This is a genomic window from Paenibacillus taichungensis (genome assembly GCF_047302525.1).
GTDB lineage: Bacteria > Bacillota > Bacilli > Paenibacillales > Paenibacillaceae > Paenibacillus > Paenibacillus taichungensis_B.
Window position 1 is genome coordinate 6,012,031 of record NZ_CP168020.1, and the last position, 24,177, is coordinate 6,036,207.

Genomic DNA, 24,177 nt, shown 5'->3' on the forward strand with positions numbered 1-24,177 from the left:
GTTATGGGGATTTATTTTACCGTGTTATCCAGCGGTTCGACAGGGAATGCCACGGTTATACAGCATGGGGGCACGTCCCTCATGATTGATGCAGGTCTCAGTGCGAAGCGGCTGGAGGCACTGTTCCTGGAACGGGAGATTTCGGGAACGGAGCTGGACGGGATTCTGGTTACACATGAACATTCCGATCACATTAAAGGACTAGGCGCGATGTCTCGGAAATATAATTTACCAATCTATGCAAATACGAATACGTGGGCGGCACTGGAGAAGTCCGTGGGGGCGATTCCAGAGGAAAATCGGAGGGTGTTTGAGACCGGTGAAAAGCATGATTTTGGCTCCCTGCGCGTGGAATCTTTCGGCATCTCCCATGATGCGGCGGAACCGGTAGGGTACACATTCGATGATGGCAGTGAGAAGCTGTCCGTCGCGACGGATCTCGGATATATGAGCGACAAGGTTCGCGATGCGATCTCCGATTCGGATGTACTTGTGCTGGAGGCGAATCATGATGTCGAATTGCTGCGCATGGGGCGGTATCCATGGAACACCAAGCGCCGCATTCTGAGCGACATTGGGCATTTGTCGAACGAAGCGGCGGGAGCTGCGCTCAGTGAACTGATGAACGGACGCATCAAGCGCACGTATCTGGCACATTTGAGCCGGGATCATAATATGATGGACTTGGCGAAAATGACCGTGCGTGATGCGATGGAGAGCCGTGGGTGCTTTTATCGGGATCATGAGTTCAAGCTCTGTGATACGTATTATGATCGGCCTACGCCATGGGATAGGGTGGGTGAGCCATAAAGCTGTCGAGTTCGGTAGCTTTGCGCTCCACTTCCTCGCGGGTCAGAATGCCTTTGTCGACGAGTAGTTCAATAATCGTGCTTAGGGCAAGGGTATTGCGGTAATGCTCTTCCTTGAGATCGGCCAGCTTGGCCGCCATATGAACTTCATCCATTGCTGTGAGTGTACGCGTGCGATCCATAATGTGAATCCTCCTTCTATGAAGCTTCGAATTGTCTTTTACTATTATTGTAGTCAGGCTTGGTGGAAAACATTCCTCTTTTTGCCGCTATAATTACACGTAAGGGACGTGTATGCTGAACCAGGGGCGCATTTTGCTTAAGAAGATGAAAAAGTTCACGGGAATAGGCGAAATTGCGCTTAGAGAACCGGATTTTGTGGTGATAGATACTATGGACCTTTATTGTTAAGCGCGTTATAGCGGAAATTTCCGTTAATCTTCGTAATTATGCAACTTTTTAAGATTTGGCGTGTTTAGTATATAAGGAGCTTTTATAGCAGAGGCTGTTTTGCGCGCAAAAAGGCATGTCGTAGAATGCGAGAGCATTTCTGATAGAGTCACAGGCAGAATGGGATGTCCGTTCTGTTGTACATAGACGCTTCATTCCGAGTTAATGGGGATGGCAGCGATATGCAAAACGATTTTTAAAACATGCAAGAAAGCATGGAAAACCGTTGGGGTCTTCACGTAACGGAGACGGCAGAAGGAACCTGAAGAAACGGAGTGCTCGCCTTTATGAACAAATTTTTACCTTATTAGAGGGTAATCAAGAAAATTTGTGAGTAACAGCGATCGGAAGGTTCGTCTGCCGGCGGAGTGGGCTATGTGAGAACACCATCGTTGGCCATGCGAAAACGATCGGGCGGCGGTCAGGGTCTTGATGCGTGACAACGAAGGGGAGAGGATCACGATGGGATTGTTTGGAGACGATTTTTATTCAACCAAAGTATCAAGACGCGCCGAATCTGAACAGAAAGGTAAACTTCAGATCATTCGCCCTGGAGGCAGGGGACGTGACCGCTGGCAGAATCCACGCAAGTCACGCTCGGGCTTTAGCTCCACGGTCAAAGTAGCCGTGATCAGTTCGGTAATCAGCTCCATCGTGACCGTTACGCTGTTCAGCTTTATCATGCAGCCTGCAGCTCTACCTCTGGCGAACGCTGCAGGGAACGGCGGAGGCGGTACACAGACAGCGCAGGCTGCTGATCCGTACGACCGGATTATCCAGGCAGCGGCGAAGGTTCGCCCTTCCGTGGTGAGCATCGTGAACCATAAAACGGGCAGCAGCCTGTCGATGGAAGATTCCGCGTTGGGATCAGGGGTCATTTTCAAGAAGGAAGATGGCAAAGCCTACATCATGACCAATCATCACGTCGTGGAAGGTGCCAGTGATCTGGAGATTGTAACAGTGGACGGGGAAACGCATAAGGCGAAGCTGGTGGGCAAAGACCGTGTGAGTGACATTGCGGTATTGTCAGTGCAAGATGATAAGGGCATCGGTCCAGCCGCTGAGCTTGGTGATTCCAGCAAACTTCAGCGCGGTCAAACGGTACTGGCGATCGGGAATCCGCTCGGTCTGGGCGGTACGCTGACATCCGGTATTGTGAGTTACACAGATCGGATCTTGCCGGTATCCATTAATCAGGATGGTGTGTACGACTGGGAACAAAACGTAATTCAGACGGATGCGGCGATTAACGAAGGTAACAGTGGCGGGGCGCTGGCTGATCTGAACGGCAAATTGGTCGGCATCAACACGATGAAGATCTCGGATACAGGCGTTGAAGGCCTCGGCTTTGCGATTCCGATGAACGAAGTGATGAAAACGGTCGACTCACTGCTGCTGAATGGCAAAGTATCTCGTCCATATCTGGGCGTGTATACAGTCGATCTGAGTAATCCGTACGCCCCACTGGATGATGAGCAGCGCAAGGATCTGAAGCTGCCATCCCACGTAGATAGCGGGGTGGTTGTGCTGGAAGCGTCCGGTCCGGCATCCGAAGCGGGCATGAAGCTGAATGACGTCATTACTGAATTTGATGGGCAAAAAATTACCTCTACGCTTGATCTACGGAAATATCTGTACGATAAGAAGAAGATCGGCGATACGATTGAAATTACCTTTTACCGGGACGGCAACGCCGAGAAGGTGTCGGTGAAGCTCACGGACAAACCGGAGTAAAGAGAATTGCTTTCATGTACATGGCACACAGAAATAGGGTAATAAAGGAGAGTCGATCAACTCGTTGATCTGCTCTTTTTTATTGCACTAATCTTGATTTACATACAAACCAAATTCATGAGGTTACAGGGGGAATTTTGTCGTTTCCCAATGTAGGTTAGGACCGGAGCCAAAGCCTCTATTATAGAGGGTTCCAGTTATGGTAAACTGTTGGGAATGTGTTGGTGATGTGCGGCTGTGCGAGTAACATCTGTTTGACGAACTGTATTCTCAATCTGGAGTGGAAGGGGTTAATTCAATGAAACGTTTGACGAAAACCATGTTGGGGGGAACAGGTCTGGTATCTGCGCTGTTTGTTTTGTCCGCATGTACTTCTGAGGTGTCCCCGTCAGGGACTGCTGATGTTAGTGGTTTACAGGAGCAGATTACGGGACTGGAGAAGAAGCTTGCGGACCAGAGTGAGAAGAATAATGAGCAGAACAAAAAGATCGCGGATCTGGAGAAGAAGCTGGAGGAGCTAAGCACCACCGTGATTGCGGTCAATGAGCCTGGCGGCAAAGCTTCGGTTGGCTCGGGAAACAACGGATCGGCTGGAAAGGGAGATGGGGTGCTGATTACGTTTGCCCAGTATGAAAAGCTAGAGGTTGGCATGGCGGTAGAGGAAGTTATCGACATCCTTGGCGGTGAAGGCGAGGCATTGAGCGAGGCGGAAAATATGGTGGTCTACAATTATAAAGGCACCGGGAGTTCGGTATCCAATGCAGTAATCGCATTCCAGGGCGGCAAGCTGCTGACAAAGGCGCAGTCGGGGCTGGAGTAAGATCGATATCCATTGAGGATGGATTGAATACAATCGGACGATGGCTTTCATATGTGCGGTAATCTGAATAGTAACGAATGAGTGGGATAGATTCGGAATTAGGAGAAGTGTTACTTTGGGATGCCAACGGGGTATCGAGAAGTGACGCTTTTTTGGTTTGGTTTTTGCTGAAATGAGGAGATTGGTGGAAGTTGGACACGATAAATGGGGGATAGGGGTTTCTTTTCCGCGGCAGGTGTGATAGAACAGAGAAGTGGCTATCCTGTATGGATAAGCGGTTGTGAATCGGGAGCATAGCTGGATACAGAAAGGATGCTTGAACGGATGTACGTTGTATGCAAAGAACACGTGGACATCGCCATCGACATGTTTGTTGATGAGTATGAGGACGCTCCGGATATCGTCGATTTGAAGGAGACGGAATTTGCCGATTGGGACCCGCCTGCGAAGTGCGCCGAGTGCGAACAAAAGGCCGAGTATCTGGTCGTTTAGCGTACTGTGTAGGCATCCGCAGTTGGTGCGTCTGTCATGGATGCACTCGCTCGCCTGCCATCCGGTATGAACATCACAGGCAAGAAGCAAAGAGAGCGTGTCGGAGCGCTCTTTTTGTGTTTTTGGCGTGTTTTGCCTGTAATAGCGTGTCTCAGATTCTTTAGATTTTAAAGGAGCCGAAATTGGGCTAGATAAGGTGTGTGGAGTTCGTTAGCTTTTAATATTGATACAAACGATGTATTGAAGCATCTTAATTATAGATTATTTCGCAGGACGATTAGGAGGAATGAATCTTCATGTTGATTCAGATTATTGGTGTAGGCAAACTGAAGGAAAAATATTTGACTCTGGGCATTCAGGAATATGCCAAGCGGCTCGCCCCGTACATCAAGTTTCAGATGATCGAGGTCGCAGACGAAAAGGCGCCCGAAACCCTGAGCGAAGCTGAGGTGCGGGCAGTGAAGGAGCGCGAGGGTGAACGCATCCTCGCGCACGTGAAGAGCGAGGCGCATGTCGTTGCGCTCGCGTTGGATGGCCAGCTCTGGAGTTCCGAGGAGCTGGCTATGGAGATCGACAAGCTTGGCACGTATGGGACGAGCCATGTCGTGTTTGTCATCGGAGGAAGCCATGGGCTCTCCGATGAGGTGCTGCGCCGCGCGAAGCAGCGTTTGAGCTTCGGGCGCATGACCCTGCCGCACCAGTTGATGCGGCTGGTGCTGGTGGAGCAGATTTATCGGGCGGTGAAGATCAATCGGAACGAACCGTATCACAAGTAGGGCGAAATTTTTCAAGTTACATGCTGCCAGGCGTTTTGTAGGCTGGATGTCTTCCGATGAAGGTGTCGGATCGCCGTTCGGGTGATTGTGTACGCATATGATTATCTCTTTGGGACCGACTAATTACGTGATTTTTTCGTGATGAAGGGGGTGAAGAATTTCTACTGCCTTACCACGAGTACCTTAAGCCAACCGGAGATGAAGAAGAGGATCCTAGATGGACCACATTGCTGAAGAAACTCTTGTAATGTCAGATCCGACACATTTTCGCGTTTTTGCATATGCCTCTGAAAAAGGAACGCCAGCCAGACGTCGCACTTTCCATATTAATACGCTGTCTCTAAGCGATTAAAAAGATACGGGAGCACGGAATTGCGGATGGTCCGTGGATAAACGTGAGGATCGGCTTAATAAGCACGTTGGACAGGTCTGGATGGAAAGAGGTGTCTTTCCAGGATAGGGCATCAGGAACAGAGAACTTATAATGCGGCTTGGTACAGCCATGGCTTTAGAGCTTGTTGCGCCAGAGAGGATGCGAAGTGATGAAGACCAGAGTCCCAAGGTCGAAGGAATAGTCCTTGAGCGACAAGGTTTTCTGCGTGTAAAAGGACTTGATTACAATTTGGAGAGCTTTTCAAGCGACCAAGCTCAAAACATCCAGAGGAAGTCAAGGTACTTTTATATTTTTCCTTGAAGAACTACTAAACTTGAATCAATCAAGAGAACGATTGTCTATCTTACTTCAGTACACTGGATTTTATATTGGAATTTCTCAGGAAGGATGGAGCAGAAAAACAGAGTCTCATCTAGAGTAAGTTCAGGAATCAACTCATCAATTTCTATTTAATAAAAAATTTCTTTGAACCTTTAATGAATTATAGTGTAAAGATTTTATCGATAACTGTCGATATTAAAGTGTAAAGAAAAAAGCCTTTGATAATAGGTGATTATAGGTAAATTCTGAGGAGGTCTTGGAATGAACATAGGCATAAAAGCAATTGAATATTTTCTTCCTCAAAAGATTCTCTCAAACGCAGATCTTGCAAAAACTTTTCCGGGTTGGACAGAGGAAAAAATTTACAATAAAACAGGAATAGTAAATAGGCACATTGCAAATGATGATGAATATGTATCTGACCTCGCTTACTGTGCTGCCAAGAAATTATTTGACAACCATTCAATTGAACCCAAAGATATAGATTTTTTAATCCTTTTTACACAGAGCCCAGATTATAATGTTCCGACAACAGCTTGTATGGTGCAGAATCGATTAGGGATTCCCAAGTCTGCTGGCGCTTTTGATATTAATCTGGGTTGTTCCGCCTTTATATATGGATTGGCTGTAGCAAAGTCATTAATAAATACAAATATAGCAAAAAATATACTGCTAATCACAGCGGAAACCTATTCAAAATATATCGATCCAAAGGAAAAAAGCGTTGTGGCCATTTTTGGAGATGGAGCAGCCGCAGCTCTAATTTCTTATGATGAAGTCTCGCAAATTAAAGAATTCGACTTGGGTACTGATGGAAGCGGCGCGGAACAGTTGATCGCTTCATCAAGTGGAGTTAGGTCAAGAAGTACAGGAAACAATATTCAAGATGATTTACATAGCCTGTATATGAATGGACCAGAAATATTCAATTTTACAATAGATGTTGTTCCGAAATCTATTGATAACGTGTTGAAGAAAAATAACCTAGCCTTTAACGATATCGATTTTTTCGTATTTCATCAAGCAAACAGTTACATGTTAAATCACCTGAGGAAAAAGTGTAACATTCCGGAGGAGAAATTTTTTATAGACATGATTGATACTGGTAATACGGTATCATCGACCATACCAATTGCACTTTATCAGGCAGAGAAGGAGGGTCGCATCAAAAGAGGTGACACTATCCTTCTTGTGGGTTTTGGAGTAGGATTATCCTGGGGTTCAACCATTATCGTATGGTAAATATAGATATTTTGATTTAAATAGGAGGAAATGAGTATGGATGTACAAACAAAATTAAACTTGCTAGAAGATATTTTAGAGCTTGAACAAGGGTCGTTAGAGGTGACAACCGACCTTGAATCCTTAGAAAGCTGGGATTCGCTTGCGGCAATTTCGTTAATTGCTCTTGTTGATGAACATTTCGAAAAGAGATTAACCGGAGCCATGATTAAAGAGTTCAAAACAGTGCAAGATATCATAGATTTTATGAACTGAGGCATCGTATATGCCAAAGGGAATTTTGAGAAATGTAGCAGTACGAGGTATTGCATGTGCAGTGCCTAAAACTGTAGTAAAAACAACGGAAAGTAATGGGATATTCGGAGAAGAGAGTGTTTTAAAATTTGTCAAAATGACCGGCGTCGAACAACGTCGCGTAGCATCAGAAAAACAAACGGCCTCTGATTTAGCTTTTGCAGCAGCACAGGATATTATTAAGCACTTGAAATGGGACATTGACAGCATTGATGGTTTGATTTTTGTAACTCAAAGTCCTGATTATATTGCTCCAGCTACTGCATTTGTTTTGCACGGACGGTTAGGTCTAAAAAAAGATTGTATTGCATTTGACGTAAATTTAGGCTGTTCCGGTTTCGTATATGGTATATACATTGCAGGCTCATTGATGCAGACCGGAGATACAAAGCGTGTTTTATTCTTGGGAGGAGATACATTAACAAAAGGTATATCGCCCTTGGACAAGTCCGCTACTATGCTATTTGGTGATTCTGGATTCGCCACAGCCCTTGAGTATGATGAAGCGTCGCAAATCCCTTACTGTTATCATACCGATGGTACCGGATATAAATCTATAATTACACCAGCCGGCGCTTGCCGCAATCCACAGGGCAGTCGTGAACGTAGAGCGTTTGGTGAAGGTGTGCTTCGCTCTGATTATGAGTTATACATGAATGGGGCGGAGGTATTCGATTTTACTATCACCGAAGTGCCAAATATGTTAAAAAGTTTTATGGCCGAACATAATATATCTCATAATGACTACGACCTGTTTGCACCCCATCAGGCAAATGTATTTATGCTTAAACATATTGCTAAAAAAGCAAAGATCCCGCTTGATAAGCTCGGAGTTTCCATGGACAGATACGGAAACACAAGTGTAACATCGATACCCATCACAATTTGTGATGCTTACGGAGGCAAAGGACAGGGGAATAAAAAAGTACTGGCGCCCGGATTTGGAATAGGGTTATCTTGGGGAACTAACTATTTTGATATGTTAGCAGAAAACTGCTTGCCGATTATTGAAACAGATGATTATTTCGAAGACGGAGGAATTGTGGTTGATTAATCCTATGGACTTAAGTGGTAAGAAGGTATTAGTTACAGGTGCATCTTCCGGTATTGGAAGAGCTGCCTGTATTCAACTAAGCCGACTAGGGGCTCAAGTTTTTATGATGGCTAGAAACGAACAAAAGCTAATTGAAACTTTGGAACAGATGGAAAGTGGTAGCCACCTTTCATATATATATGATCTTCAAGATATTAGTGGTATTGAGGACTTGATGAAGAAATTGATTTCAGAAGCAGGGGCTCTTGACGGTTTGGTGCATTGTGCAGGAATTGGTCCAATGCGTCCATTAAATATGACAACGCATAAGTTCATAAATGATGTGTTTACAATTAATGTTTTTGCATTCATCGAATTATCTAGAATATTTGCAAAAAAAGGGAACTTTAATCCAAATTCAAGTATTGTCGTTATGTCATCTACTGCTTCTTTTCTAGGTTATAAAACAAAAATAGCATATAGTGCATCAAAAGGGGCATTAAATAGTGCTGTAAAATCAATGGCAGTGGAGCTAGCCGATAAAAAAATACGCGTAAATACAGTGTGTCCTTCTTTTGTTGAAACGGAGATGCTTGAGGAGTATACAACCCTAGCGGGTGAAGGAGCAAGAATTAAATTACTAGAAAAACAATACGCAGGCTATATTTCTGCCGAAAGTGTTGCAAATGCAATTGCATATTTACTTTCAAAACCTTCTGAATATATTACTGGGACGGACTTTATTATTGATGCAGGAGCAACATCTCACTAAAATATTTTTAGATACCGTAAAGTAAAAAGGGCTTACGACTGAGCATATTTTGGCAGTCAGAAGGCCCTTTTATTTCATATAAACGGATTTCTACTTTATGTTGTAATTATCCTAATTTGGTCTGTCCTGGTCTGAATCACCTTTAGTAAAATAGATATTATTATTTAAAAGATTCAATCTTTTTACCTTCTTTCCGTAAAAAGATAAGCATGCATTCAAATTAACAACTGATAAATCCACTGGCTGGAATCTGGATGGCAAGACGATTTTATCATCATCTGAAGTAAATTCCTTCTTAAATCCAACTGACTCCAGTCCGAAATTAAACATATCTGTCGTGCAATAGAAATCGGCGAAAAGGATAGCTTCTTCGACTCCAATTTCTAAGATTTTATTTGCAAGTGCGATGGAAGCATCCTGGTTCTTGGCAATGAATTCAATGATACGCAGAATTTTAGCTGTATTATTGACGATATTTTCAACCCTCGCTATAAATAAACCTTCATAATTACCAGACTGATCTTGAGAAGTGTACACCAAATAATTAAAAGATGGATGATTTAAATATCTCCAGCTTAAGAATTCAAAATTACGCGAGATACTAACCGTTTTTGGAGCAATATATGTGTAGTAAAAGCTATTCCATTTATCTTCTACCAATTCTTGCTTAACTGTTTTATTACCATATTGCGTTACCTCGAAAACCATATCATAATTTCTTAAATAATCCTCATTCCCATTTAGTAAAACTTCACTTGCTCGTTTCTTATCAAAAATGCCGACCATCCGGTCTAGTTTATAAATAGGTTGTGTTACAGCATCTCTTGAAATAGAAGCTGGTGAAACCCGCATTGAAAATTTACTAAGACCTATCCCGAAATTGCAAAAGAACGGATACAGATCAAGAGGTTTAGTATATAATAGTAGCCCTGCCATAGAGCTTCGATACTCTTCCAATACGATAGAATTGGTTACATTACATGCTGCCTCGGTTTCGCCATTTAAGTTAAACTCAAATAACATCAAGCCACCTAAACCAACGATTTTCCCATCTTCCCAAACACCGATAGCACCATAGTTTTCTTTCCCAATATATTTTTCATGCTGCGGGGTGTTATAAAACATGAAATCAGCTAGAGCCTTATCCCGACTTAAGATATGGCCCTTCTTCCATATTTTATCAATTGCTTCCATATATAAATGAGTCTCATCTCTTCTAAAGAGCCTTATCTCCATATTTCAATTACATCCCCCTTGCGAATTTTCTATAAGTTCTACTTGAATTCTTTTTCTATAAGTTATTATCGACAAATCATATTAATAACTTAACACATTATTAAGGAGATTTAATTCTTGAAGAGACATCCAAAACCTTTATTAACAGTCTAAATTAACCGATATAAGATACAGATTAAATATTTAGCTGCTACCCAAAGGATGGAATTCCCATGAATAATATTGCCGTAATGTACCATTATATCCGGGAGCGAGATGACTGGGGAGGTATTGTCCCTTTGTCGCCTCAGGATTTCTCTCATCAAATTGATATGCTGAGCAAGACCTATGACATTATTTCACTGGATCAGATGAACATACCCAGATCGAGGCCATGGTGTATCTTGACTTTCGATGATGGAACTAAGGATCAATATACCAATGCGTTTGAAATTTTGAAACGTAAAGGGGTCCCTGCCTATTTTACAGTGATGTCAGGCCCTTTGGTCTCAGGTGTTGTTCCTGTGATGCATCTTGTACATACTGTTCTCTCGTTTGTCGGCGATGAACAAATCTGGGAGCTGATTCGTTCGAAGCATGATACGACCGATATAGAAGAAGCAAGCACAATCTATTCTTATGAGCTTGATAAATTGCGTAGGTATAACAAGTATATGTTGAATGTGAGATTAACAACAGAAGAATCAACTGAAATCCTGGGATTATTATTTGATATCTTGTTTCCGGATAAGGCTGAATTCATTAATGACTTTTACTTGACAGAGCGGGAAATCAAGCATATGCGTCGTGAAGGAATGACCATAGGAGTGCACTGCAACAAGCATCAGCCTTACTGTGGAAATCCTCAACAGTTCTACGACAAGGAAATTGAGCCTTGCAGAGACTATCTTATGAATGTATTAGGGTCTTCTCCTGAGTGGTATACTCCTGCTTTTGGTGGAGGTGTACACCATAAAGCGATGAGAGAGCAATTAACTCCAATCCTAGTCGCTAATGGTTTCAAGGGTGCATTTTCCACCGTATCGAAGGAAGTGCCACAGGAACGGGAGTTCTGGATTGATCGGATTGACTGTTCGAAGTTATTACATGCAAAGATAAGCTACTAAAGATGATGTTAAGTCCACGATATTGGAAAAGTGCAAGAGAAAATTAGATCAAAAATGAGCGCACCCTAAATAGGTCCTCTTTAAACTTTACCTTATTAATGATACATCGAGCCTGAGATACGGTTTATGAGTTGCGTGTAATCGCGGTTAATCGTGATGACGAGATTGAGGCATTCGGCGACTATCCGGTAACAACATATCTAATTGACTTTGACGCAGTCAATCGGAGAGGCTCCAATAATTATGAAGAAGTCGTTCTCGTATCGCGCTAAAGGCTATAAAAGGGCATCCGATCGGATGCCCTTTTATTCTATGAATATTTGTTACGGTGAACCGTATCATAAGTAACGGCAAGTTTTTATTTAGTGATATAGAATAGATGAAAAAATTTGTTGGATTTTGTACAATAAACGGAGAAAAAAATTTCTAGGGGATGCGGCTATCTTCTTGGAAAGCTTTGATGTTCATGATAAGCGAGCAATGCGTCGGATTGTCATTTCTAATTTCTTGACAGCAGGTCAAATCTGTATGATCGCCAAACGTGTGTATGTACACCGTTCTATTTATGATGAGTTTGTGGAAAATTATATAGAGGCGGCTAATCGCTAGATTCGAATTGGTGATCCATTTGATTTAAATACGACAGTAGGCCCGGTTAATAACCTGAAGCAGAAAAATTACGTGCTTGGTTTGGTTGAAGATGCGCAAAAGCGCGGGGCTAAGGTCATCCCTCTTGGCCAAATTCTTGATCAGAAGCTGTTTGAACAAGGTTACTACCTACAACCTACGCTTGTTTTAGGTTGCGATTATCATGATCCGATTGTGGTGGAGGAACAGTTTGGTCCTAAGGTTCCGATTCTGCCATTTGACGATGAAGAGCAGGTTATTAATCTACACAATGAAAGCATATATGGATTGACGAGTTCTGTGTGGGGGAAAGAAGAGGATGCCATCTCCGTCGCACGTCAACTCGAAGCTGGAACGACAATGATCAATACAGCTGCTGTGCAGGGTCTCGATGTTCGGTTCCCTTTCGGTGGCTTCAAGCAATCTGGTATTGGCCGTGAACACGGCGCGGAAGGTATCCTCACTTATACAGAAAAGCATGTCATCAACGTTCCGAAGACACTGGATCTTCCTTATATACCAGAATAAATCTTATAGCACACAACTTCGACATCGTACAGGGAATGTACATGTGAAATTGAATGTAGGCTCTAACTTTGCGCTTTGTTTACTGATCTTTAAGAATCAGTAGACAGGGCGTTTTTTTGTCAGATAAGTTTGACAGTAGCAACTTTTTAGAGAAAAAAATAACCCATATCTGATGGAGGTGACCCTGACGCTTGTTCTTGAACGAATAAGTAGGGAACGCTAGGCTTATTGACGAAGCATTAAGAAAGTAAGAATTTGGCGCTAAGACGGTGGATAATGATTAGACAAAGATTTAAGGAGTGGATTGCGAATATTGAAACGTTGTGAGAGGACGGTATAGCAACGGAATATGTAATGCCAGATGTAGAGGATATAGAAAGCTTAGCGAAACCATTCAAAGAGTAATCCAAGAAACAAAATTATATCTAGGACAAGTTATAGTAAATAAATTCTGAGAGATGGAACTTGAATTCATTCAAATTGATTCAGAGAAAATGTTGCTGTGGAATTACTTCAAAAGCATTAATGATGACACTAATGTTGAAATGTTACTGCATTCATACTTCAAAGTGCTAAAGAGTGAGATGGAAACTGGTGACAATCAAAATAATAAGAAATAAAGAAGCCACTCCATTTTTCTGGAGTGGCTTTGTACTCGGCTATTATACGGTGAACGGTATAATAGCGATCGTGATAAAGCAAAGGGTCGAGTTAAAGTTACAATATTAAATCAGCCCGATGGAGTCTGTGCAAAGACTACTTTGTAATTATACGCGACTATTTTCTACCTAGTGTCTCCCAAATTCCATGGAGCCAAGAGTCGAACTCAGCATCTTTGTCACCCTCGTAAGTATCATAAATATCCAGACGTGTCTTTTGCAGTTTTTCCTTAAATTGCTCAAATGTGTGACCTTCAGGAAGGCTTTTTTTAATCCGTAGCAAAATTTTGTTAAGACCTTTAAACAGCTCACCTTTGTTTTTGGCAGGCATTTGAACATCTTCATCCAACTGCTTCAGCTTGAAATATGCAGCTTCACGCACCTGGAACACCTGATCACTTGTCAAAACATGCTGCAGTAACTTAATGGTAGGGGCTGTATCCCAGTTTCCCAATTCGTTCACCGCATTTAGTCTGTCTCTCCAGCTCGTCCGATTAGCCGCTCGTTTGAGCTCTTCAAAGTTTTCCGGTAGTTCGTTAACTGCTCCAATATCATGGTTGTTCGTCAAAATTCAATCTCCTTAATCATCGCCATCTCGGCAGAATGATGAATGTTATTTATGTGAACACTATTATAGCACGAACCTGACTAAACTACTCCTATGAAGCCGATTGACAGCCTATACATCACATTCACCAATTCATGTTTTTGTATGTAATCACTCATATAGATGTATCAACCTATCTATTCTCCTTGACAATCTTTTTTCTCTTAATGAAGTCTACCGTGTACACCCAACCAATCAGTCCACATAAAACAAAACCAAATGCATGCAGAGATCCGTAAACGGGAATGAAATCAAGTATGGTTAAGAAAAATATCTTTTTTAGTAGCGGATATAAAATGGAAAGCACAGCAACCGTGTAAAAGGCTAGACAAGATAGGCCTAAAAAGAAGGTAGCCTTATTATCCAAAGCGTTTTTCCTCAAGTAAGCAAGGAGATAAGCAGTGTAAACCACAATATTACAGGCGAACAAAGTGACACCAATGTATTCAATTGGCTTGGAGAAAATCATACCAATAGCAATCAAGATGGGTCCGATGATATCGATGGCAACGACCCAGGGATACCAGCTTTTCTTCGTCATGATGCGTCCAAGTTCACCAATAAAAATTGGAACGATAGCAGATGAGAAATGAAAGTGAACTGAGCTTAATGCGTGCGTTGTAGGATTAGCTTGGAAGAGGTTCACTTGATATTGATATAAGGTAAACCAAATGCCTCCGATAAAAAAATAAACGAGCCCTGCGCCAATCGCTATTTCCGCTGCTTTTCCTTTAGCGATCACAATAGTGGTCAAGCCATAGATTCCAAGCAGCAGTGTGAACAGTAGCCACCCAAGGGACAGAATCCCTGGGATTGTCGTACTTTCTAACCCCCACATCTTACTACTCATTACCGAGGCTAGGGTAAGAAGCGCAGCGGGAAACTGAAGCCATTTAATAGCAGCATAAACCATTCGTTGATGTTTATTCTTTTCGTCATGGTTCATAAGTAAAATCACAAGAGGTACAATGACGAAAGCCGCAAAAAGTAGAAACTTTTCAACAAGTTCGAATTGAAAGTAATCAAGATAAAATATCAGAATGGTTATGATTCCACCGGGGAACGCTGGTGCTAATAATGATTTCATTAGTTGCTTCAAGGAACGATTCATGGGGTTTCCTTTCTAACTACGTTTATCGTAATAACTGCCTGCATCCAGTTGTGCAGCGTTCTTTAGTATAGATCGGCAATTCTTCTTTTAGTAGTCTAACACATTAATTTGTCAATATATGAAAATAAGCTTATCTTACTGCGAGAAGGATCGATATGGGAGAATATCAGTCAGATCAGTACTATGATTTTCCCCAAGAAAACGAAAGCTATGTTCACCGAATCGCTCGTACAAGGAAGAGCTGGAAAATCGAGGACAGCAATCTCCTTCGCCACGCCGACAGAGGACAGGTTGATGGAGTCATGGGAAATAGCCCTAAGAGACGCTGGAGTGATGTCCGCGTCTCTTTTTTCTGCGTTCTGATGTTTATTTATCGAATATATTAAAAAATAAAGGTAAATTTCCGATAATAAATATGCGGTTATATGCCATAAATCGACATTTAACAACATTTTCCTAGAAAAGGTGATTTAATATATGTTTTCACCGTTCCAAAAGAAGAAGAGTAGACTTGAGCAGCAGCAATCGAGAGAGGACCTTGACATGAGGAGGGACTTGGACGAGCCACAAGAGGAAGTGTCGCTAAATTCGACTCCTTCCGAGGTGAAGGAAGAGCCTTCAAGTTCTGTTTTAATCAATAAGGGTCTTATGGATAAGAGCTCGCTTGATCTGGTATTCGCCGTAGAGCAGATGATTAAGGACAAGCAGCATGTCGAAATGAGTCATAATGATTTGCAGGATCGACTAAACCATTCGAACGGACAAAATGATCGTTTGAACAGAGACCTAAAGAACTTGGGCAAGGTCATTGAGGAACGCGAGAAGAGCATTTTGGAGCTGGAGCGGAAGCTGGCCGATAAGAATCTGAAGGTCGATCAAATAATGGAAGACTTTCGGGAGCTTCAATCCACTATGTCTGGTCAAAATGAGGAGCTTAAAGGTGTAATTGAGCTTGAACGCCAGAATTATGCCGGCCTGCTTCAGAAGCACAATGAGATGATTACCGATAAGAATAAGAGAATCAGCGAGCTTGAGGAGAAGAATGTAAGATATGAATCCGAGCTCACTCAAATGAAACAGAAATTCGATGCTCTTCGCCAGGAGAAGACGCATTTGCTTAATGTTGTAAATGACTTTACTAACAGATTGACATCTCCGTTTGCATCGAACGCAGGAACAACCGAGGAATCTCCAATCGATTAAAGTCATTGCTGATCGGAAGAGAGGACGAATGGTATGGAGACATACATTACGCAGGTAATGGAGCTGTTATCGCTTGGGAAGACCTCGGATGGTGTAAATCAAATCACGGTCGCAGTGTCCCAAGAGGATAGGCAAGCTATATACGAAATTAATATTGACGAGTTTACATATCTTGGGCTTGAAGTGTTAAAGCCACTAAATGGAGACAGGATCAGACTCTCTCCCTATTCCAAGTGGGATCCATACCGAAATACCTTTTATAGTTCCATAATCAGAACCACAGAAGTTTCCCGGGATGTGCAGTATTTTGCATGCAGCGAAGCATACATAAATGAAATTAAGCGGATCAGGAACCTTCCGCCCGTTCCAGTGGAGGACAGAGTAGAGGGACCCACTCAGCAACGGACACAACTCCTGCGGCAATTCTCTGCTCACATGCCCAAAATTTTGATTCTGTCCCTGGTAACTATCGGCTTGCTGATTGTTCTATCTATCACTTCAAAGGGGAATGACGATTCTGCAAATACGTTTAGCGGATCAGTCGGGGTGGCGATGGCTGGGGAAAAAGACGATGATTTTGAAGCGCCGATGGTGCTTACAGCTATAAGTGAACCATACAAGACGGAAACTTCAGTTACGGCTGCCAGAACAAATCCTATCGTCCTATCACACGTATCCGATCAGCCTGACAGTAATCACGAATCCTTTGAAGTCATCGATATTGATAAAGAGGAGTCTTTCTTTGGTTTGCCGAAGGAATATGTGGCTTTAACCTTTGATGACGGACCCTCCACGCTTACGAAGCAGTTTGTGGACATTCTGACAGAACAGAAGGTAGCGGCGACATTCCTGTTCGTGGGGCAGAAGGTGGGACCCAATCGAGATGCTGTTATCTATGCGAGTGAACATGGAATGGCGATTGGGAATCATTCCTGGGATCACAGTTTGCTTCCGAAGGACACCCCACAGGATCAGAGCGAGAGCTTGTCGAAGACAAACAGCGTTCTGGAATCATTGACGCATAAAACGGTTACTTTGTTCCGTCCACCATACGGTGCGGTTAACGACGAACTTGTCTCCGAGGTCAGGAAGTTGAATATGAAGACCCTCCTATGGAATCGCGATCCGGAGGACTGGAATGCGAAGAAGCCAGAGGACATTATTCGATACTTTCATCAGGTCGAAGCTGCTGGGGGAGTATATGTGCTGCACGAGAACAAGAACACATTAGAAGCACTTCCAGCTATTCTTAAACACTTAAAAGAAAAGAATTTAAAATTCGTCATCTTCAAATAAAATAGACCTCAGAGCAGATTGAAACCCCAAGGACTAGCTTTGGTTAAAATCCAGATACAGGTATGTCCTTTCTCTATCAATCTTTAAATTTTTTACATCCATTTGATATATTCTACGACTTTTATGAATTGAACTATGGTAAAATATTTCAGGATCTATAATTGGAGAGGGGTTTTGTTAATTCATGTATTGGAAAAAAGTTCTGGGCCAAAGCACAATTCGTGTGGCAACTGCTGCACTATTACTCACCCAACTATTGGGCGCAGCGGGTTCTGTCTCTGCCGCAGGCAAAGATGTAGAAGTACACTTGATTGGTATCAATGACTTCCATGGTCAGTTAGATACCACATCGATCGTTAGTGATAAAAAGGCAGGAACGGCTCCAATTCTAGCAACCTACTTAAAAGAAGCTCAAGCAAAATATGAACATTCCCTACTCTTCCATAATGGAGACTCTGTGGGTGCATCTGCTCCAGTCTCATCTCTCGATCGTGACGAGCCTACCATGGAATGGATGAATATGATGGGCTTTGATGTAGGTTCTCTAGGCAATCATGAATTCGACCAAGGTATCGCTGCCTTGAAGGCACAAATCTTTGGTGGCCTTGATCCAAAAGAAGGCAAAGTAACTCATGCTGGTGCAAAATTTGATTACGTCAATGCAAACGTCATTGAAACTGCCACTGGCAAAACATTGATTAAGCCGTATGTTATTAAAGAAGTAGGCGGAGTCAAAATCGGATTCATCGGATTAGTGACGAAATCCACACCTGCCAAAGTATCCCCATCTGGGACAGCTGGTGTGCGTTTCTTAAGCGCAGAAGAAGAAGTTGAAGCCGTTAATAAATATGCAAAAGAATTGCAAGATCAAGGTGTAGAAACGATCATCGTTTTGGCGCATGATCCAGCAACAACCAAAGAAGGCGTAACCACTGGAGAAGCGGCTGATTTAGCAAAAGCTTTGCCAGCAGATTCCCCTGTTGACGTTATCGTTGCAGGTGACAATCATGCCTTGGCTAACGGTGAAGTGAATGGAAAATTGATCGTTCAAGCGTTCTCTTATGGTACGGCATTTGAAGATATTAAATTGATGATTGACCCTGCTACTGGGGATGTAACCGAAAAATCAGCTACCGTTACATCGACTTTCCAAGAGGGTGTAAAAGAAGACCCTGAATCTTTAGCTATTATTAAAAAATCATTAGACAAGCATCCTGAGCTGACTAAGCCAGTAGGTACAACGGATGGTTCTGTTACCCGTACAGATGCTTATAATAACGAAGCCGCTCTGGGCAACCTCATTGCAGATTCAATGCGTGAAGCAGACTTTGGGGATAAGGCAAGTGCTGCTGACTTTGCATTTATGAATCCAGGTGGTATTCGTGCGGATCTGCCAAAAGGCGATGTGACCTTTGCTGATCTTGCTAAAATCCAACCTTTTGGCAATACTCTAGTGAAACTGGAGTTGACTGGCGAACAAATTAAAACTTTGTTGCAGCAACAATGGGGTACCAACGCTGACGGTACACCAAACACAAAAACTCTACAGATCTCTGGTTTGAAATATACTGCCGATTTCAATAAGCCAGTTGCAGAACGTGTTACTAGTCTTAGTCTTGAAGATGGCGCACCTATTGATCCTGCAAAAACATATACGGCTGTAGTTAACAACTTTATGGCTGCAGGTGGAGATAACTATAAAGTGCTAGTAGATGCTAAATCATCCTTGGCTGGTCCTATCGATCTGGATGTATTCTACCAGTACATTGTAGATACGTATAAAGGCGCTGACATTGTGGCTAAAACGGAAGGACGTATCACGAATATAGCTGCATCTACAGAGGAAACAGAAACACCTGCAACAACAGAATTCATTTCCCGTGCTGAATTTGTAAGTGCTCTTGTAGACCTGTTGAAACTGAACGAAGTAGCTGCAGCACCTGCATTCAAGGATGTTGCTGCTAACGCTTCATATGCAGATGCAATCGCTGAAGCGACTCATGCTGGATTCATTCAAGGCTACGGTGGTAACTTCAATCCTGATCGTGATATCACTCGTGAAGAAGCAGCTACCATTGTTGCTAAATTGCTGAAAGATCAAGCTTCTGATAAAAATGCGGCTACGATCATTGCAGGTTTTGAAGATGGCAAAACCGTTTCTACCTATGCGGTGAAATCTATGGCAAAACTGATTGACAAAGGTATTCTTAGTGCAGCAGAGAAAAACCTGCTTCAACCTAAACAAGGTCTTTCTACTAACGATGCAAAAGCTTTAATTCAAAAAGCTGTTGCAGCAAAAGCTTCATAATTTAGAACTTATTTAGAATTTATTCGAGCCTAAGTCATTCCGAAATCGGATTAACGAGAAAGCTAAAAAATGCTAGAACGCTAAAAAGGCTACTGACATCACGTTGTCAGTAGCCTTTTTGTATATTAAGAGCATGCGAATAGCGCAGTGCTTTGGAGATAGGGCGACCGTTCTCATCATATTATTATAGAGGTGGAATTTATTTATGAGCAATGTCAAATGGGAAGTGGATCCAGACCACAGTTCTGTTGAGTTTTCGGTGACGCATTTAATGATTAATAAAATCAAAGGTGTATTCGAGCAGTTCGAAGCGGTTTTAAGTTTTGACCCCAACGATGTAACAACCCTGGGTATTCAGGCTTCCATCGACGCAAATAGTATCACAACTCGCCAGCGGCAACGCGATGAACACCTGAGGAGCGAAGAATTCTTTCATGCTGCCAAGTATCCAGCAATTACATTTCAAAGCACCAACTGCGTTCTTACTGGCGAACGGCAATATGAACTTGCTGGCAATCTAACGCTGCATGGCGTAACAAAACCTATTACTTTTCTTACCGTTTTTGAAGGGTTTAATAAAGACCCTCGAGGCCGGGAACGTGTGGGATTTCATTCGACTGCCAGTATAGATCGTAATGAATTTGGCTTGAGCTTCAACTCGCCTCTGGAAACGGGTGGAATTGTCGTTGGAAATGAAGTAAGCATCGAGCTTTATATCGAAGCAATTCGAATAGAATAGCATTGTTACATGCTACCTGAACATTCACTCGCCATAATCGTGGCGAGTTTTTCGTTGTGTATACCACAGTCCTATTCCTAGTAATTTTCGCCTATACACTAGCACAAATGCGAATACAACTTTTTTACCAAAATATATACAAGTTGTTCGTTTACTGTCTACCATTTCGATGTTATACTCACAATATTAAAAAAGAATTTGTGAAAATATGTCGAATTGAGGCTTAATAGGATGATTATGGATATAAATAAAGACGGCAAAACGATCATCCTTATTCCATCGCTTGAGCCAGATGAGAGACTTCTAGCCTATGTATGGCAATTGCGAGAATATGGCTTGACCAATATTGTCATTGTGGACGACGGGTCTGGTGAGGCGTATCATTCGATTTTCGAAGAGCTGAGTGAGAACGGGTGTGTCTTGCTGCGGCATGCGGAAAATCTGGGAAAGGGTGCTGCACTTAAGACCGGATTTCAGTATATCGGACAGCAGTTTGATGCGTCCTCCTTTGTCGTTACTGCGGATTCTGATGGACAACACGCAGCAGAGGATGTATACCGACTTGCGAAAGAAGCGAGGCTTCATTCTGATGCGCTGGTTCTCGGGGTAAGGGACTTCAGCGAGGGAGGCATACCGCCGAAGTCTTTGCTCGGCAATCGGATGACATCCTCTATTTTTGCTGTGCTTTACGGCAAAAAGCTGTCAGATACCCAGACCGGGCTTCGTGCTTTTGGCCCCGAGCTGCTTGCTTTCATGCAAGATGTTCGCGGAACTCGTTTCGAATACGAGCTGCAGATGCTCATCTCATGCATTCAGTCAGGCATACCGATTCATACCATGCCGATTCAAGTCATCTATGAGAATGGAAATGCAGGGACACACTTTAAAGCGATTCAGGACAGCGCTCGGGTGATGGGTGTGCTGTTCTCCAACTTCCTGCGGTTTATTTCCTCTTCAGTTGCGAGTTCTGTCGTCGATCTGGGAATTGCATGGTTTTTGATCGACTTTTTGCGGCCTATATTGGGTCAGCAGGATTATCTAAGAATTCTGCTCGCAACCGTGATTGCGAGAATTATTTCTATTGTCGTCAACTATGTACTGAATAGGCACTTTGTATTCCGTAAAGAGGATAGTCAGGGCAGTCTATGGCGCTACTTGACGTTGTGCGGATTCGTGATTGTGCTTTCCAGTACGGGGGTATATTTGTTCCATACGATTTTCTTCGTGGATGAGAAAATCTCGAAATTTGTCTGTGATGCCTTGCTGTTCCTGCTCAGTTTTCAATTGCAGCGAAGATGGGTATTTGCAGCAAGGAGGAAGCAGCTGTAGTGCAAAACGAAAAAAGACAACATATTTTCTTTGTCATCACCATGATCCTGATGTCGATTTATTTGCTATGGCGGATGTTCTTTACACTGCCATGGGGGGAAGGCGTTCTGAACGTCATCTTCGGCATGCTCTTAATTGTGGCTGAGACGGTAACCGTACTGACCACCTTTGAATTGTTTTTTCAAAAGATGCAAAAGGAACGTACACAGCTCGACTTTCCCATCGTTCCTCCCGATTTTTATCCTCATGTGGATGTGTTCATTGCCACCCATAACGAACCGGTCGATCTGTTATATAAAACCGTCAATGCTTGTACGTTCATGGATTACCCTGACAAGCAGAAGGTTCACATCTATCTGTGTGATGATGGAGCACGACCTGAGGTGGAGGAGCTTGCGAAGCAGTTTGGCGTAGGATATCTGGATTTTCCCGGCAACAAGCATGCCAAATCAGGTAACCTGAATAATGCCCTGAGCAAAACCTCTTCTCCACTCATTGCAACCTTTGATGCAGATATGATCCCGCAACACACCTTTTTGATGAAAACCGTCCCGTATTTCCTGCTCTCCACATTTATAGAAGAGAACGGAAGATGGCGGCTTCGCCGTGAGGATGAAATAGATAAAAAGTTCAAGCTGGGGTTGGTACAGACCCCTCAAAGCTTCTACAACCCGGATCTGTTCCAGTTTAACTTGTATGCAGAGCAAGGAATTCCGAATGAACAGGATTTCTTCTCCAGAGAAGTGAACATCCTGCGTAATGCCTCCAATGCGGTAGCCTATACCGGAAGCAATACGATCATTTCCCGGCAAGGCATGGAAGAGATCGGCGGTTTCCCGCTGAATACGATCACGGAGGACTTTGAGACAAGCATCCGCTTACAGCAGGAAGGCTATATTACCTATGCGACTCAAGAGGTTCAAGCTGCCGGGCAGACGACAACAACTGTTCCAAGCATGATCAAGCAGCGAATTCGTTGGGCAAGGGGTATTATTCAGAGCCTGCAGAATACACGTGCTCCTATATCCGAGAAGCTTCCTTTCTGGACGAGGGTAACCTATTTAAGCAGTTTCTTATACTGGTGGTCCTTCTTTAACCGGTTGATTTTCATTCTGGCTCCTATTTTATTTGCGTTGTTTGATTTCAAGATTGTAAACACAACTTTCTGGCAAATTTTAATATTCTGGCTTCCGTCCTATTTCTTCTACAGTGTATCGATGCGTTATCTGTCGAGCAATATTCGGAATCAGCGCTGGAGTCAGGTTATTGATACTATATTTATGCCTTATCTGATATGGCCGGTACTCCTTGAAACGCTGGGCATCCGCGAAAAAAAATTCAAGGTTACGAACAAAAGCAGAGCGAACGGTCGAAAATGGATGTCTGCTCTGTTATATGCACTTCCGCATATATTCCTGCTCTTGTTTTCGATTGCGGCTGTGATTCGATATGTTAACGGCAAGTATGGCATCGCGCTGTTCTTTAGCAGTATCATTATTTTCTGGCTCATTCATAATATGATTGCGCTGTGTTATGCCCTGTTCTTCATGATCGGCCGCCGTGCGTATCGGGAGACAGAGCGGATTCGGGCACAGGAGGATGTCATGATCCACGATCAGGACACGAATGTGCGCTATGAAGCCAAGACAGTAGATGTATCTGAACAAGGTATCGCCTTTTATGTCCCGTATCCCATTTATCTACCTGAACAGAAGACGATCTCTCTGGTCGTAAAATCCGAGCGGTATGAGGCCAATCTTAACGCGGTCATCGTTTATGTGAAACAGGATGGAGAAGGCTGGCGTTATTCCGCGACGGTTCAGCCCATTGATGAGACGGATAACCGTCAATACATGCAAATCATCTATGACCGTAAACACTCGTTGCCAGAGCAGATGAATCTGTGGGATACGGCATACGACGATATGCTTCGCAATGTAAAAAAACGTATTGTTCAACCTAGATCAGATCAACGAAAAATGCCGAGGCTTTCCCTTCAACTTCCAGTTCATTTCACCAATCATGCTGGATGTATGCTGCGCAGCTTTAATTATCGTTTCTTTTCCGCCACGGGTCTCCATGGTGATATTGCGGCAGGATCGATCGTTACTTTTTATACGAAGAGTAATATTGAAATCATTTTGCAGCATACAGGGAAAACGACAGCCAATCGTCGCGAAGTGCTTCTCTCGGTGGAGAATATTGATGATATCGTGGAGCGCGGTTTGATTGATCAATTGCTGAGTGATTTGACCCATCCACATGCCGAGCGTTTCACCAGAGAGGGTTAG

General features: G+C 43.1%; 20 protein-coding genes and 2 pseudogenes. 17 read left to right on the plus strand and 5 right to left on the minus strand.

The features are described from left to right. Nucleotides 1-3 precede the first annotated feature (3 nt). The gene (locus ACDJ58_RS27370) at nucleotides 4-810 is read left to right on the plus strand and encodes an MBL fold metallo-hydrolase (RefSeq protein WP_062327768.1); all 807 of its coding nucleotides are present in this window, start codon (nucleotides 4-6) and stop codon (nucleotides 808-810) included. On the opposite strand, the gene ACDJ58_RS27375 is transcribed toward ACDJ58_RS27370, so the two are convergent. Then, nucleotides 779-991, minus strand: coding sequence for a hypothetical protein (locus tag ACDJ58_RS27375; protein WP_053781978.1), 213 nt, complete (start codon nucleotides 989-991; stop codon nucleotides 779-781). The two genes, ACDJ58_RS27370 and ACDJ58_RS27375, sit on opposite strands and share 32 nt — an antisense overlap. A 730-nt stretch (nucleotides 992-1,721) precedes the next feature. Here ACDJ58_RS27375 and ACDJ58_RS27380 point away from each other — a divergent pair. The 4 genes from ACDJ58_RS27380 (at nucleotide 1,722) to rlmH (ending at nucleotide 5,081) form a co-directional block, all read left to right on the plus strand. Continuing rightward, nucleotides 1,722-2,993 carry a S1C family serine protease gene (locus ACDJ58_RS27380; protein ID WP_413373910.1) on the plus strand — a complete coding sequence of 424 codons (1,272 nt, stop codon included), beginning with the start codon at nucleotides 1,722-1,724 and terminating at the stop codon, nucleotides 2,991-2,993. A 298-nt stretch (nucleotides 2,994-3,291) separates the two neighbouring features. Then, nucleotides 3,292-3,813 (plus strand): hypothetical protein, encoded by a 522-nt coding sequence (locus ACDJ58_RS27385; protein ID WP_413373911.1) that lies wholly within the window; start codon nucleotides 3,292-3,294, stop codon nucleotides 3,811-3,813. A 324-nt stretch (nucleotides 3,814-4,137) separates the two neighbouring features. Continuing rightward, a complete protein-coding gene (locus ACDJ58_RS27390) occupies nucleotides 4,138-4,305 on the plus strand; it encodes a CxxH/CxxC protein (RefSeq protein WP_063870633.1) in 168 nt (55 codons plus the stop codon). Between the two features lie 296 nt (nucleotides 4,306-4,601). Beyond that, nucleotides 4,602-5,081: a 23S rRNA (pseudouridine(1915)-N(3))-methyltransferase RlmH gene (rlmH, locus tag ACDJ58_RS27395; protein WP_413373912.1), complete on the plus strand. Its 480-nt coding sequence runs from the start codon at nucleotides 4,602-4,604 to the stop codon at nucleotides 5,079-5,081. A gap of 18 nt (nucleotides 5,082-5,099) precedes the next feature. Here the strand turns inward: rlmH and ACDJ58_RS27400 are convergent. Further along, nucleotides 5,100-5,183 (minus strand): annotated as a pseudogene (locus ACDJ58_RS27400) (JAB domain-containing protein); the annotation flags it as partial. 874 nt (nucleotides 5,184-6,057) lie between these two features. Between ACDJ58_RS27400 and ACDJ58_RS27405 the strand changes: the two are divergent. Genes ACDJ58_RS27405 through ACDJ58_RS27420 form a run of 4 tightly spaced genes read left to right on the plus strand, consistent with a single transcriptional unit; the run spans nucleotide 6,058 to nucleotide 9,137 of the window. Next, nucleotides 6,058-7,038 carry a 3-oxoacyl-ACP synthase III family protein gene (locus tag ACDJ58_RS27405; RefSeq protein ID WP_413373913.1) on the plus strand — a complete coding sequence of 327 codons (981 nt, stop codon included), beginning with the start codon at nucleotides 6,058-6,060 and terminating at the stop codon, nucleotides 7,036-7,038. Between the two features lie 36 nt (nucleotides 7,039-7,074). Continuing rightward, nucleotides 7,075-7,293, plus strand: coding sequence for an acyl carrier protein (locus ACDJ58_RS27410; RefSeq protein WP_413373914.1), 219 nt, complete (start codon nucleotides 7,075-7,077; stop codon nucleotides 7,291-7,293). Between the two features lie 10 nt (nucleotides 7,294-7,303). Then, nucleotides 7,304-8,386, plus strand: coding sequence for a 3-oxoacyl-ACP synthase III family protein (locus ACDJ58_RS27415; protein WP_413373915.1), 1,083 nt, complete (start codon nucleotides 7,304-7,306; stop codon nucleotides 8,384-8,386). Then, on the plus strand, nucleotides 8,379-9,137 hold the full coding sequence (locus ACDJ58_RS27420; RefSeq protein WP_413373916.1) for an SDR family NAD(P)-dependent oxidoreductase: 759 nt from the start codon (nucleotides 8,379-8,381) through the stop codon (nucleotides 9,135-9,137). Before ACDJ58_RS27415 ends, ACDJ58_RS27420 begins: the two co-directional genes overlap by 8 nt. A 111-nt stretch (nucleotides 9,138-9,248) precedes the next feature. Here the strand turns inward: ACDJ58_RS27420 and ACDJ58_RS27425 are convergent, their stop codons facing one another. Further along, nucleotides 9,249-10,331 (minus strand): hypothetical protein, encoded by a 1,083-nt coding sequence (locus ACDJ58_RS27425; RefSeq protein ID WP_413373917.1) that lies wholly within the window; start codon nucleotides 10,329-10,331, stop codon nucleotides 9,249-9,251. Nucleotides 10,332-10,585: 254 nt separating this feature from the next. On the opposite strand from ACDJ58_RS27425, the gene ACDJ58_RS27430 reads away from it, so the two are divergent. Beyond that, nucleotides 10,586-11,479, plus strand: coding sequence for a polysaccharide deacetylase family protein (locus ACDJ58_RS27430; protein ID WP_413373918.1), 894 nt, complete (start codon nucleotides 10,586-10,588; stop codon nucleotides 11,477-11,479). Between the two features lie 432 nt (nucleotides 11,480-11,911). After that, nucleotides 11,912-12,634: pseudogene (locus tag ACDJ58_RS27435) on the plus strand (aldehyde dehydrogenase family protein); the annotation flags it as partial. 777 nt (nucleotides 12,635-13,411) lie between these two features. On the opposite strand, the gene ACDJ58_RS27440 reads toward ACDJ58_RS27435, so the two are convergent. Beyond that, the gene (locus ACDJ58_RS27440; protein ID WP_413373919.1) at nucleotides 13,412-13,861 is read right to left on the minus strand and encodes a HEAT repeat domain-containing protein; all 450 of its coding nucleotides are present in this window, start codon (nucleotides 13,859-13,861) and stop codon (nucleotides 13,412-13,414) included. Nucleotides 13,862-14,033: 172 nt separating this feature from the next. Next, nucleotides 14,034-15,011, minus strand: a complete 978-nt coding sequence (locus tag ACDJ58_RS27445) for a YndJ family transporter (RefSeq protein ID WP_413373920.1) — start codon at nucleotides 15,009-15,011, stop codon at nucleotides 14,034-14,036. Between the two features lie 543 nt (nucleotides 15,012-15,554). On the opposite strand from ACDJ58_RS27445, the gene ACDJ58_RS27450 reads away from it, so the two are divergent. The 6 genes from ACDJ58_RS27450 to ACDJ58_RS27475 all read left to right on the plus strand — a co-directional run bounded on the left by ACDJ58_RS27450 (nucleotide 15,555) and on the right by ACDJ58_RS27475 (nucleotide 24,177). Further along, nucleotides 15,555-16,214: a hypothetical protein gene (locus tag ACDJ58_RS27450; RefSeq protein WP_413373921.1), complete on the plus strand. Its 660-nt coding sequence runs from the start codon at nucleotides 15,555-15,557 to the stop codon at nucleotides 16,212-16,214. A 33-nt stretch (nucleotides 16,215-16,247) separates the two neighbouring features. Further along, nucleotides 16,248-17,510 carry a polysaccharide deacetylase family protein gene (locus tag ACDJ58_RS27455; protein WP_413373922.1) on the plus strand — a complete coding sequence of 421 codons (1,263 nt, stop codon included), beginning with the start codon at nucleotides 16,248-16,250 and terminating at the stop codon, nucleotides 17,508-17,510. Between the two features lie 184 nt (nucleotides 17,511-17,694). Continuing rightward, nucleotides 17,695-19,818 (plus strand): 5'-nucleotidase C-terminal domain-containing protein, encoded by a 2,124-nt coding sequence (locus ACDJ58_RS27460; RefSeq protein WP_413373923.1) that lies wholly within the window; start codon nucleotides 17,695-17,697, stop codon nucleotides 19,816-19,818. Between the two features lie 205 nt (nucleotides 19,819-20,023). Continuing rightward, on the plus strand, nucleotides 20,024-20,557 hold the full coding sequence (locus tag ACDJ58_RS27465; protein WP_413373924.1) for a YceI family protein: 534 nt from the start codon (nucleotides 20,024-20,026) through the stop codon (nucleotides 20,555-20,557). 231 nt (nucleotides 20,558-20,788) lie between these two features. Further along, entirely contained in the window at nucleotides 20,789-21,886 is a 1,098-nt protein-coding gene (locus ACDJ58_RS27470; RefSeq protein ID WP_413373925.1) for a GtrA family protein, read from the plus strand. Beyond that, entirely contained in the window at nucleotides 21,886-24,177 is a 2,292-nt protein-coding gene (locus ACDJ58_RS27475; RefSeq protein ID WP_413373926.1) for a glycosyltransferase family 2 protein, read from the plus strand. Before ACDJ58_RS27470 ends, ACDJ58_RS27475 begins: the two co-directional genes overlap by 1 nt.